The organism is Nocardioides sp. P4_G10 (assembly GCF_056401175.1).
Map to the genome: position 1 here is coordinate 545,693 of NZ_JBFUJV010000001.1, position 10,776 is coordinate 556,468.

At 71.7% G+C, this 10,776-nt stretch carries 13 protein-coding genes; 6 read left to right on the top strand and 7 right to left on the bottom strand.

Translation table 11 applies throughout. The features are described 5' to 3' along the window. Positions 1 to 4: 4 nt before the first annotated feature. The 4 genes from AC1DP1_RS02570 to AC1DP1_RS02585 all read right to left on the bottom strand — a co-directional run bounded on the left by AC1DP1_RS02570 (position 5) and on the right by AC1DP1_RS02585 (position 3,757). Positions 5 to 1,411: a glutamate mutase L gene (locus AC1DP1_RS02570; RefSeq protein WP_477505508.1), complete on the bottom strand. Its 1,407-nt coding sequence runs from the start codon at positions 1,409 to 1,411 to the stop codon at positions 5 to 7. After that, entirely contained in the window at positions 1,408 to 1,725 is a 318-nt protein-coding gene (locus AC1DP1_RS02575) for a YidH family protein (protein WP_477505509.1), read from the bottom strand. The genes AC1DP1_RS02570 and AC1DP1_RS02575 overlap by 4 nt, the downstream gene beginning before the upstream one ends. A gap of 3 nt (positions 1,726 to 1,728) precedes the next feature. Beyond that, on the bottom strand, positions 1,729 to 2,889 hold the full coding sequence (locus AC1DP1_RS02580) for a cystathionine gamma-synthase (protein WP_477505510.1): 1,161 nt from the start codon (positions 2,887 to 2,889) through the stop codon (positions 1,729 to 1,731). A 97-nt stretch (positions 2,890 to 2,986) separates the two neighbouring features. Beyond that, on the bottom strand, positions 2,987 to 3,757 hold the full coding sequence (locus AC1DP1_RS02585; protein ID WP_477505511.1) for a hypothetical protein: 771 nt from the start codon (positions 3,755 to 3,757) through the stop codon (positions 2,987 to 2,989). 205 nt (positions 3,758 to 3,962) lie between these two features. Here AC1DP1_RS02585 and msrA point away from each other — a divergent pair, with 205 nt between their 5' ends. The 3 genes from msrA (at position 3,963) to AC1DP1_RS02600 (ending at position 5,383) form a co-directional block, all read left to right on the top strand. Then, on the top strand, positions 3,963 to 4,607 hold the full coding sequence (gene msrA, locus AC1DP1_RS02590; protein ID WP_477505512.1) for a peptide-methionine (S)-S-oxide reductase MsrA: 645 nt from the start codon (positions 3,963 to 3,965) through the stop codon (positions 4,605 to 4,607). Positions 4,608 to 4,612: 5 nt separating this feature from the next. Continuing rightward, positions 4,613 to 4,927: a GNAT family N-acetyltransferase gene (locus AC1DP1_RS02595; protein WP_477505513.1), complete on the top strand. Its 315-nt coding sequence runs from the start codon at positions 4,613 to 4,615 to the stop codon at positions 4,925 to 4,927. A gap of 114 nt (positions 4,928 to 5,041) precedes the next feature. After that, positions 5,042 to 5,383: a YciI family protein gene (locus AC1DP1_RS02600; protein WP_300046605.1), complete on the top strand. Its 342-nt coding sequence runs from the start codon at positions 5,042 to 5,044 to the stop codon at positions 5,381 to 5,383. An 18-nt stretch (positions 5,384 to 5,401) separates the two neighbouring features. Here AC1DP1_RS02600 and AC1DP1_RS02605 read toward each other — a convergent pair whose 3' ends face one another. Next, positions 5,402 to 5,944: a hypothetical protein gene (locus AC1DP1_RS02605; RefSeq protein WP_477505514.1), complete on the bottom strand. Its 543-nt coding sequence runs from the start codon at positions 5,942 to 5,944 to the stop codon at positions 5,402 to 5,404. Positions 5,945 to 6,086: 142 nt separating this feature from the next. Between AC1DP1_RS02605 and AC1DP1_RS02610 the strand changes: the two genes are divergently transcribed. Beyond that, positions 6,087 to 6,815, top strand: a complete 729-nt coding sequence (locus AC1DP1_RS02610) for a CDP-alcohol phosphatidyltransferase family protein (protein WP_477505515.1) — start codon at positions 6,087 to 6,089, stop codon at positions 6,813 to 6,815. Position 6,816: 1 nt separating this feature from the next. Here the strand turns inward: AC1DP1_RS02610 and AC1DP1_RS02615 are convergent, their stop codons facing one another. Next, positions 6,817 to 7,101 carry a DUF1905 domain-containing protein gene (locus AC1DP1_RS02615; RefSeq protein ID WP_457191874.1) on the bottom strand — a complete coding sequence of 95 codons (285 nt, stop codon included), beginning with the start codon at positions 7,099 to 7,101 and terminating at the stop codon, positions 6,817 to 6,819. A 152-nt stretch (positions 7,102 to 7,253) separates the two neighbouring features. Next, positions 7,254 to 8,768: a S8 family serine peptidase gene (locus AC1DP1_RS02620; RefSeq protein WP_477505516.1), complete on the bottom strand. Its 1,515-nt coding sequence runs from the start codon at positions 8,766 to 8,768 to the stop codon at positions 7,254 to 7,256. A gap of 124 nt (positions 8,769 to 8,892) precedes the next feature. Between AC1DP1_RS02620 and AC1DP1_RS02625 the strand changes: the two genes are divergently transcribed. Together AC1DP1_RS02625 and AC1DP1_RS02630 are read left to right on the top strand one after the other, a co-directional pair. Further along, positions 8,893 to 10,251 (top strand): ABC1 kinase family protein, encoded by a 1,359-nt coding sequence (locus tag AC1DP1_RS02625; RefSeq protein WP_477505517.1) that lies wholly within the window; start codon positions 8,893 to 8,895, stop codon positions 10,249 to 10,251. 93 nt (positions 10,252 to 10,344) lie between these two features. Then, a complete protein-coding gene (locus tag AC1DP1_RS02630; RefSeq protein ID WP_477505518.1) occupies positions 10,345 to 10,776 on the top strand; it encodes a nuclear transport factor 2 family protein in 432 nt (143 codons plus the stop codon).

Genomic DNA, 10,776 nt, shown 5'->3' on the forward strand with positions numbered 1-10,776 from the left:
CACGCTACCTATCCCCTGCGGCCCTGAGACCACCCAGCAGTCGGTGCGCCGCCACGGGGTGCTCCTCGGCCAGCAGCCCCGCGGCGGCGAGCACGTAGTCGTGGTCGACGACCACGCGCGGGTCGCGCGGCAGCTGCCAACCCCCCTCGAAGGCGTCGCCCGTGGCCGGCGCCAGCACCCGGCGGACGGCGTCGGGGCCGCCGTGGCGCAGCACGCCGCCCGAACCGACGAGGAGGTCGACCTCGCGAAGGTCCTTGCCGCTGCGCTCGACCACGCGTCCCTCGGGGCTCACCACCACCTTGCTGCGGCCGGCGTGGCGCTCGAGGGCGATCCGGACGGCGGCCGCGGCGATGTCGAGGTCGGCGTCCTGCTCGGCAGCCGGGTCGGGGCAACCGTCGGGGAGGAGGTCGGGCTGCTCGCGGCGGCGTACGGCGGCGGCGTGGAGGTCGTCGCGACCGGCGGCCTCGACCGTCGAGACGGCCGACCAGCGCATGCCGAGGTCGCCCTCGACCRTGCGGGTGACCGGCGTGGTGGCGACGACCTCGCGGGCCAGGCCGCTGTCCTCGGGGTCGAGCTCGACGACGCTGTGCACATCGGTGGTCGCACCACCGACGTCGACGACCGCGACGTCACCGGCACCGCGGTGCTGGTCGTCGAGGCCGCGGGCGAGCAGCTCCACGCCGGTGAGCACGACGTCGGGCGTCGCGCCGCGCACCATCGAGGTGAAGGTGCGGCCTCGGGCGTCGGTGCGGCTGCTGAGGTGCTTGCCGCCGATGACGTGGCTCAGGAAGATCTCGCGGATCGCCCGGCGCGCGCTGTCCGGGGCGAGCACGCCGATGCGCGGCACCACGTTGTCGGCGAGCACGTGCGGCGTCCCCGCGCCGCTCAGCAGCTCCGCGACCAGGGGCTGTGACTCGACGTTGCCGGCCACCACGACGGGCCCCGGCCACGGCTGCCCGGCCAGGAAGCGGGCGTCGCCCTCGAGCACCTCGGCGTTGCCGCCGTCGGTGCCGCCGACGAGCAGCACCACGTCGGGCTCGGCCGCCCGGAGCGCGGCCAGCTTGGTGTCGTCGAGCCCGCCGTGCAGCACCAGCACGACCTTGCCGCCGCTGGAGAGCGCGACCCGGCGGCCGGCCTCGGCGGTGACCAGCTCCTCGTTGCCGACGACCGCGATGCGCAGCCCGCCGCCGGCGCTGGAGCAGGCGAGCACGTCGGCGTCGACTGCGTGGGGGTCCTGCTCGGCGAGCGCGGCCACGCAGGCGTCGTACCCGTCGAGGACGTCACCGGCGCCGGTCGCGTCCGGCAGCGTGGTCGGGTGGCTCGCGGTGGCGAGGAGCTCACCCGTCGCGCGGTCCACGAGCACGGCCTTGGTGAACGTCGAGCCGAAGTCGACGCAGACGACCGCGCTCACACCAGCACCGTCAACGCGACCACCACGATGATCGCGATCACGGCGAGGACGACGACCTGCGCGCCGAGTCCTGGCGGGAGGTCGGTGCCCGTCCGGATCGCCCGCTCGGCCTGGCGGTAGCGGTACCAGCCGACGCCGGCGGTCAGCGCCGACGCGACCAGGAAGGCGATCCCCAGGGCGACGTTGGGCCAGGCATCGTCCAGCAGGTTGAGGGCACCGACGGCCGCCACCATGAGACCGATCGCGGTGCGCTCGTAGGCAAGGAGGGTCCGCTCGTTGGCCAGGAGGTAGCGGGGGTCGGGTGCCTCGTCCACGACTCAGGCCAGGGAGCGGTCGAGGTCGGCGACGAGGTCGTCGACGGTCTCGATGCCGACGCTGAGCCGGATGAGGTCGTCCGGCACCTCGAGGTCGGTGCCCGCGACGCTGGCGTGGGTCATCTTCCCGGGGTGCTCGATGAGCGACTCGACGCCGCCGAGCGACTCCCCGAGGGTGAACACCTCGGCGCGCTCGCAGACGGCGAGGGCCTGCTCGAGCCCGCCGGCGACGCGGAACGAGATCATCCCGCCGAAGCGCTTCATCTGACGGGCCGCGACCTCGTGACCCGGATGGGCCGCGAGGCCGGGGTAGATCACCTCGGTGACCCGCGGGTCACCGTCGAGGAACTCGACGATCCGCTCCGCGTTGTCGCAGTGGCGGTCCATCCGTACGCCGAGCGTCTTGAGGCCGCGGTGCGTCAGGAAGGCGTCGAACGGTCCGGCCACCGCGCCCATGGCGTTCTGGTGGTAGCCGACCTTCTCGGCGAGCTCGAGGTCGCGCACGACGACCGCTCCCCCGACGACGTCGCTGTGCCCGCCGACGTACTTGGTCGTCGAGTGCACCACCACGTCGGCGCCGAGCGTGAGCGGCTGCTGGAGGTAGGGCGAGGCGAAGGTGTTGTCGACGACGAGCAGGGCACCCGCGTCGTGCGCGACGGTGGCCAGCGCCTCGATGTCGCCGATGGTGAGCATCGGGTTGGTGGGCGTCTCGACCCACACCAGCTTGGTGCGGCCGGGCTCGATGGCCGCGGCGACGGCGTCCGTGTCGGCCACCGACGCCGAGCTGTGGTCGGTGCCCCAGACCTTGGCGACCTTGTCGAAGAGGCGGTGCGTGCCGCCGTAGGCGTCGTCGGGGATCACGACGTGGTCGCCGGGTCGCGTCAGCGCCCGGATGATGGTGTCCTCGGCGGCGAGGCCGGAGGCGAAGGCGAACCCCTTCTCGCCGTCCTCGACCGCCGCGAGCGCGCCCTCCAGCGCCGTACGCGTCGGGTTCGCGGAGCGGCTGTACTCGTAACCGCCGCGCAGGCCGCCGACGCCGTCCTGCTTGTAGGTGCTGCTGGCGTAGATGGGCGGGTTGACCGCCCCGGTCATCGCGTCGGGCTCGTAGCCGGCGTGGATCGCACGCGTGTCGAAACCGGACTTGTTGCGGTGCTCCTGGGTCACATGGCGAGGGTAGACCCCGCGGCTCTCGGCCCGGACAGCGGAACGGCCGCCGCATCCCCTGATGCGGCGGCAGTCCCTGCCTCGTGACAGCTGGTTCCTACTCGGTGCTGGCGGGCGACCCCTTCCCCGGCGTGGTGAGCGAGTCGCCTCCCGACCGGGTGGTCGAGACGCCGGCAGAGCCACCGGGGTTGAGAGCCCAGCTGCCGTAGGCCTGGGTGCGGCCGGCTGCAGCCGCGACGGCGTACATCGTCAGGCCCCACGGGTCGGCCGAGCCCACGGCACCGAGGGCACAGTTCGTGCCCGCGCCCTTGCAGGTGTAGAAGGCGTTCGCGTTCACGTTGGTCTTGCCCGAGACGAAGATGCACAGGTTGCCCGGAGACGCCCCCGGCGCACCTGCGGTGCCCGAGCAGCCGGGAGGCAGCGCCGCGCCGGTGTCGATCACATGGACGAGCGGCGCAACCTTCAGCTGGACCGGGAAGACGATGTCGGTCGTTGCGTACTCGGCCGCAGCGGGAACGTAGCTGTGGGCGAGGAAGGAGCCGCGGTAGGTGATCGGGACGGGAACGTACTTCCCGTCGCTCTCGGCCTTGGTGTACGCCGAGCCTGCGCCGGCGTACTTCGAGTCGGACTCGGCCTTGGTGTACGACGAGCCGGTGAGCGCGTAGTTGCCCTTGGGCTGGTACTTCGCGTCGGAGTCCGACTTGGTGTAGTACCTCTTGTCGCTCTTCTTCTTGGTGTAGTACCGCTGGTCGGCCTGCGGCTTGAGCTCCTTGTTCCAGATCTTCTTCCAGTTGGTGGCCACGGCGTTGCTGACCTCGGCGCCTGCCGGCGTGACGGCCATCAGGCCGCCCCCGACCAGGACCCCCACGAGAATGGCAACGAGGGGCCGTCGAACTGCTCGACGTGAAGACATCACAATTCCTTTCAACGGATGCTGCGGATCTCTTCACCGTCCTCCCGGCACCGCGCTGGCGCATCCGTGACAACGCGACGTCTAGACCGCGTAGTTCCACCTATGCCGCCGCCCGGCGAGACGCGGTCGCGGCCCTTGCGCGCCGCGCGACAATGGAGGCATGTTCGGAATCGGCAAGCCCACCGCCCTGCCCACCCCCGACCAGGCGCTCCCGGGGCGCGAGCAGCAGATGTGGACCCTGGGCGAGCACCTGGTCCTGCACACCCCCGTCGTCAGCGACGACGTGGCCGACGGCCTCGAGGTCGCCGTCCTCGGCCTCGGCTGCTTCTGGGGGGCCGAGGAGATCTACTGGCAGGTCCCCGGCGTCTGGTCGACGTCGGTCGGCTACGCCGGCGGCAGCACCCCCAACCCGACGTACGACGAGGTGTGCAGCGGGCACACCGGCCACACCGAGGCCGTCCGCGTCGTCTTCGACCCCGCGAAGGTGTCGTACGCCGACCTGGTGAAGAAGTTCTTCGAGATCCACGACCCGACCCAGGGCATGCGCCAGGGCAACGACGTCGGCACCCAGTACCGCTCGGCGATCTACTGGACGACTCCGGAGCAGGAGCAGACCGCCCGCGAGCTGACCAAGGCCTACGGCGAGGAGCTCGCGCGCCGCGGGCTCGGCGAGATCACCACCGAGATCCGCCCGGCCAACGAGACGCCGTACTTCTACGCCGAGGACGCGCACCAGCAGTACCTCGCGAAGAACCCCTTCGGCTACCGGTGCCACGCCAACACCGGCGTGAAGTTCCCGGCCTGACCTCCATGTCCGACACGGTCCACGTCACGGCCAACGCCGAGAAGAACCGCTACGAGGCTCACCTCGACGGGGAGCTCGCCGGCTTCGCCGAGTACCAGCTCACCGACGAGCTGATCGTCTTCACCCACACCGAGGTCCACCGGGTCCACGAGGGCAAGGGCGTCGGCTCGGCGCTGGCCAGGTTTGCCCTGGACGACGTACGAGACCACGGCGGACGCCGGGTGCTCGCGATCTGCCCGTTCATCAAGGCCTGGATGCTCCGCCACCCCGACTACGCCGATCTCCTCTACGACCGGACGTCCTCGGTCGTCCACGACTGAGCGGCCACCTCCCCGGCACGTTCGCACTCACTGCCGCGGGGGTGTCGATCTGGACCCTGCTCGTCCGTCAGAGTGGTGACGGGCCGCACGGGGCGGCCGCACAGGAGGAGTGTCATGACGAAGTACGCCATCTACTTCAACCAGCAGTGGGTGGGCGACCACCCCGCCGAGTGGTACCAGAGCCGCGTGGAGCCGAGCAGCGCGGTGGTGCGGGAGATCGAGGCCGCCGGCGCCCTCGTGTTCGCCGGCGGGCTCGTGGAGGACCGTTCCGAGGCCTTCAGCGCCGACGCCACGAGCGGCACGATCACGATCACCGACGGTCCCTACGCCGAGACCGCGGAGTACCTCGGCGGGATCACGATCGTCGAGGTCCCCGACCTCGAGACGGCGAAGATGTGGGCGGGCAAGATCGCCGAGGGGTGCGGATGGCCGCAGGAGGTCCGCGAGATCAAGTAGGAACGAGCCTCGGGGGTCCTACTGCGCGACCCAGTCGGTGAAGCTGCGCGGCTTGCCGAGCCAGTCCGTGGCAGTGGTGCTGCCGTCCGGGCGCGTTCCTGCGACGCGGACGGCGACCCGCACCTCCTCCGGTGACCCGAGCGCCTCGCGGGAGATCCGGAGACGGACCTGGTCGGTGTCGTAGTCGACCCGCATCCGGTAGGAGCCCTCGACGGGCTCGGGCGAGGAGTCCGAGAAGCCGTCGACCTCGAGCAGGTTGTAGCCGGTGCCGCGGAAGAAGCCGCCGGCGAAGAGGTACTCCGGGCCGCGGTCGTCGGGGTCGGTGTCGAGGAACACGGAGCCCGACGAGCCCGTCGTGTACGACGGCCGCAGGTCGGTGTGGGTCGTGGTGACGACGACGTTGGCGGCCTTGTGCTCGACCTCCACCGACCGGAGGTCGACCCCGTGGCCGAGGTCCTTCGGGTCGGAGACTCCGATGCCGTCGGCGTTGGCCGGGAGGGCCTGGGTCAGGGCGAGTGCGGCGACCGCCAGGGTCGCGGCGCTCAGGAAGGTCCTACGCATGGTGCTGGTCCGTTCTCTCGTCGGGCCCCGGGACGGGGACGTACATGGAGACGCCGCAACGCGCGCCGAGGTTGCCTGTGTTCACACCTGCGACTGGCATGATCCGCTTCTCATGCACGATCCGACCGATCCGAGGAGTCGCGTGGCCGCCCTCTCGCAGCGTCGACACACCGTCGCCGCCTGGCTGGTGCACGCCTACACGGCCTCCGGTGTCGTCCTGGCGTTCCTGATGTTCATCGCCGTCATGGAGGGCGACACCGTCCGGGCGCTGTGGCTCTTCCTCATCGCCATGGTCGTCGACGGCACCGACGGGATGCTCGCGCGCTACGTCCAGGTGAAACGTCACGCCCCGTCGTTCGACGGCGCGCTCCTGGACAACATCGTCGACTACATCACCTACGCCTTCATGCCGATGCTGCTGCTCTGGAGCGCCGGCTACCTGGGCGAGGGCAACTCGGCGACGGTCCTCGCGGTCATCCCGCTGCTCGCCTCGGCCTACCAGTTCTGCCGCGTCGACGCCAAGACCGACGACCACCTGTTCCTCGGCTTCCCGAGCTACTGGAACATCGCCGCGTTCTACGTCGTGGTCCTCGACCTGCAGCCCACGGCGGTCGCCGTCGTGCTGCTGGTGTGCGCGGTCCTCGTGTTCGTCCCGATCGGCTACGTCTACCCGTCGCGCACGACCACGCTGAAGTGGACGACGCTCGCCCTCACGTGCGTCTGGCTGGTCGGGTACGCCGTTCTGGTCGCCCAGCTCCCCGACCCCAACCCGGTGTGGCTGGCGATCTCGGTGGCCTACGTCGCCTACTACGTGGCGCTCAGCCTGCACCTGACGGCCCGGCGCGGTCGCCTCGTGCCGGCCGTCGGGTGAGCTACCGACCCACCTGGATCCGTACGTCGACGACCTGGCCGAGGTCGACGTCCTCGGCACGGCGCACGGCGACCTTCAGCGGCAGGAACCACGTGTCCTCGCGGGGGAACATCGCGGTGGTGAACTCCGTGTCGCCGATCCACGCCCGGACCGGCACCACGCCCCAGTAGACGACGTCGGCCTTCACCTCGTCGACGAGGTCGGCCGCGTCCGGCGGGAGGGCGACGAAGAAGAACGGCGCCGGCCCGCGCCACTCGACCACCTCGCCGGCGAACTCGATCTCCATGCCCTCACCTTCCCAGCAAACCGACCCGCGGGTGGGCAGACACCGAGGCGGGCGGAAGACCCCACGGCCTCCGCCCGCCTCGCACCGCCGCACCCCTGTCGCACGGCGGCCCTCCCTGGAGGGTCTGGTTCAGCCCTGGGCTGAGCCAGTGCTCACCCCAGGGCCGCGACTGCCGCCACGACGTCGACGAGGCCGTGGCCCTTGTCGTACGACGTGGTGCCGACCGGACCGGGCTGGTAGGCCGCTCCGTCGGTGAACTTGTGCGCCGAGACCTTCAGCGCCTGCTCGATCTCGGCGGGCGTCGCCGTCGGGTCGGCCTGGAACAGCTGGGCGACGATCCCGGCGATGTGCGGCGCCGCCATCGACGTACCGCTGATGGTGTTGAACGTGCCGACGTCGAGGGCGCCGGGTCCGTTGCGGAAGTCCAGGCCCGTCGAGCAGACCGCCAGGTAGAGGCGGCACGACGAGGTGATGTTCTCGCCGGGCGCCGAGATGTCGGGCCAGGTCGAGGCGTCGGTGGCGAGGCCGCGCGAGCTGAACTCGGACACGACGCCGTCGCGGGTTCCGGTGTCCTGGTCGTAGTAGGACGCCACCGAGAGGATGCCGCCGGTGGGGTCCTGGCCGGGCGGGTTGGTCAGGCTCGTCGCGCCGTCGCCGCCGTCGTTGCCCGCAGCCCAGACCGTGACGACGCCGTCGGCCGCGAGCGCGCGCTGGAGCTTGACCGTGGCCGACTCGGGGTCGAACTCACCACCGCCGGTCGGGCCGTACGAGTTGTTGGTGACCTTGATCGGGGGGCAGGTCGACGCGGGTACGCCGGCGCCGCACGGCGCCTCGTGGTTCTCGAGCACCCAGTTGAGCGCGGAGTCGGCGCCGAGGATCACGATGCCCGCGCCGGTCGAGATCGACACCAGCTTGGCGCCGGGAGCAGCGCCCTGCAGGTTGCCGCCGTCGGTCAGCGTGGTCGGGCGGCCGGCGACGATGCCACTGACGTGGGTGCCGTGGCCGCCGACGGAGAGGGTGTCGGTGTCGACGAAGGCGGGCACGCGCTGTACCGAGCAGGTCTCGGTCAGCGGCTCGCACAGTGCCTTGAGGTTGGCGACGACCGCGCTCGAGCCGTCGGCCTCCTTGAAGTAGGGGTGGGTCGGGTCCACGCCGGAGTCGATGACCGCGACGCTCACGCCCTTGCCGGTCAGCGGCGTGCCGTCGGCGCCGGTGAGGGTGGCGGCCGCCTCCGCCCCGCGGGTCGCGGTGTTGGACGTCTCGGCCAGGTCCTGGCTGAAGAAGTCGATCGGCTGTGCCCCGCCCTCGACGTACGTCACTCCGCCCTGGCTGCGGACCGCGTCGACCTGGCTGCGGGTGGCGTCGGCGATGACGACGCCGATCCGGGTGAACTCGCCGTTCTTCCGCATCCCGGTGGCCGCGACGGCCTGGCGGGCGGCGGCGATCGAGGTGCCGTGCACCATCACCGTCGTCCTGCCGGTCAGCCCGCTCAGCTGTCCGGCGAGGAAGTCGGAGACGTTGGCCCGGCCCGCGGCCGGGGCGGTGGCCTGTCCGGCGGCCGGCGCGGTCGCGCCGACGCCGAAGGTGGCGCTGGCGGCGAGCACGCTCGCTGCGCAGGCGAGAAGGGTCTTGGGTCGCACGTTGTCCTCCCGAGGGGTCGAGGTCATCCAGTCCCTCAACGAGCGGACCGGCCCCGGGTCACGCCCTCCCTCCCGCGGATTCACCGGCGGGTGGCGCGCCGCGTCGGAACGGGTGTGGCAACCCGATTGCGTCGACCGGGACAATGGAGGTATGACCGAGCTCCCCCGCAAGGCCGCCGCGCGCACGGCCCGACTCGCTGCGCTCCCGCTCGGCTATGCCGGCCGGCAGGCGATGGGGCTCGGCAAGCGGCTCGGCGGCAAGCCCGCCGACGCGGTGCTCTCCGAGGTGCAGCAGCGCACCGCCGAGCAGCTCTTCCGCACCCTGGGCGAGCTCAAGGGCGGTGCGATGAAGTTCGGCCAGGCCCTCAGCGTGCTGGAGTCCGCCCTGCCCGAGGAGGTCAGCGCGCCCTACCGCGAGCACCTCACCGCGCTGCAGGACTCCGCTCCCCCGATGCCGACGGCGACCGTGCGCGAACAGCTGGCCGCGCACCTCGGCGACGACTGGTCCGCACGGCTCGTGTGGCTCGACGGTGCCCCGACGGCGGCCGCCTCGATCGGACAGGTCCACCGGGGCCGCTGGCGCGACCTCGCGGGTGGGCCGGAGGCGGCGGAGGACCGTGAGGTCGCCGTGAAGGTGCAGTACCCCGGTGCCGGCGAGGCGCTGATGTCCGACCTCCGCCAGATCTCCCGCGTCGCGCGCGGGTTCGCGCCGGTCTTCCCCGGCATCGACCTCAAGCCGCTCGTCGCGGAGCTGCAGGACCGCGCTGCCGACGAGCTCGACTACCACCTCGAGGCGGAGGCGCAGGCGGCGTACGCCGAGGCCTTCGCCGACCACCCCGACATCGTCGTGCCCGCGGTCGTCACCGTCGGCACCGAGGTGCTCGTGACCGAGTGGCTCGACTCCGCCTACTCCCTCGCGCAGGTCATCCGTGACGGCACCCAGGAGGAGCGGGACCACTACGGCGAGCTGTTCGTCCGGTTCCTCTTCGAGGGTCCGCGGCGCACCGGCATGCTCCACGCCGACCCGCACCCGGGCAACTACCGCGTCATCCCGGGGCCCGACGGGGGCCTCGGCCGCCTCGGCGTCCTGGACTTCGGTGCCGTCGCCCGGCTGCCGCAGGGGCAGCTCCCGGAGGCGATGGGCCGGCTGATCCGCATCGCACTGGAGTCCGACGAGGAGTCGCTGGTCGCCGGGCTCCGCGAGGAGGGTTTCATCAAGGACCGCATCGAGGTCGACCCCGCGATGCTGCTCGACTACCTCGCGCCGTTCGTGGAACCGGCCGACCAGGAACGCTTCACCTTCACCCGCGAGTGGATGCGCACGCAGTTCGAGCGGATCAACGACCCCCGCGCCGAGACGTTCACCCTCGCCACCAAGCTCAACCTGCCGACCTCCTACCTCCTCATCCACCGCACCTGGCTCGGCGCCCTCGGCCTGCTCAGCCAGCTGGGCGCAGCCGTGCCGTTCCGCGAGATCCTCGAGGAGTCGCTCCCGGGCTTCGCCGACTGACGACGAGATCGTTGAAGGTACGAGTCACCTGGTGGCTCGGATCTTCCACGTTGTCGACGCGCCGGGACCGGCCCCAGTGGCACGATGACGCGCATGTCCGCACCCACCGAGGCCACCCCCACGTCCGAGGCCGCGCTCGCGCGCTGGCACGCCGTCGTCGAGAGCCGCGACCCCGCCGGCCTGCGCGACCTCGTCGCCGAGGATGCCGTCTTCCGCAGCCCGGCCGTGCACACGCCCCAGGAGGGTCGCGAGACCGTCGTCGGCTACCTCACCGCCGCCTTCACCGTGCTGGGGCCCGGCCTGGCGTACGAGCGGGAGTGGCTCGGCGCGGACTCGGCCGTGCTGCAGTTCCGCACCGAGGTCGGCGGGCTGCAGGTGTCGGGCATCGACATGATCACCTGGGACGCCGAGGGCCGGATCGTCGACTTCACCGTGATGGTGCGTCCCGCCAAGGCGCTCCAGGCGGTCATCGAGCACATGGGCGCCGAGCTGCTCCGGATGCTCGAGGCGTCCGACCCCCGCTGA

Bases quoted from the DNA above. Each gene is read 5' to 3' on its own strand.
- msrA (WP_477505512.1), top strand. From the start codon at position 3,963: ATGTTCGGAATCGGCAAGCCCACCGCCCTGCCCACCCCCGACCAGGCG.
- AC1DP1_RS02595 (WP_477505513.1), top strand. From the start codon at position 4,613: ATGTCCGACACGGTCCACGTCACGGCCAACGCCGAGAAGAACCGCTAC.
- AC1DP1_RS02600 (WP_300046605.1), top strand. From the start codon at position 5,042: ATGACGAAGTACGCCATCTACTTCAACCAGCAGTGGGTGGGCGACCAC.
- AC1DP1_RS02605 (WP_477505514.1), bottom strand. From the start codon at position 5,944: ATGCGTAGGACCTTCCTGAGCGCCGCGACCCTGGCGGTCGCCGCACTC.
- AC1DP1_RS02615 (WP_457191874.1), bottom strand. From the start codon at position 7,101: ATGGAGATCGAGTTCGCCGGCGAGGTGGTCGAGTGGCGCGGGCCGGCG.
- AC1DP1_RS02620 (WP_477505516.1), bottom strand. From the start codon at position 8,768: ATGACCTCGACCCCTCGGGAGGACAACGTGCGACCCAAGACCCTTCTC.
- AC1DP1_RS02625 (WP_477505517.1), top strand. From the start codon at position 8,893: ATGACCGAGCTCCCCCGCAAGGCCGCCGCGCGCACGGCCCGACTCGCT.
- AC1DP1_RS02630 (WP_477505518.1), top strand. From the start codon at position 10,345: ATGTCCGCACCCACCGAGGCCACCCCCACGTCCGAGGCCGCGCTCGCG.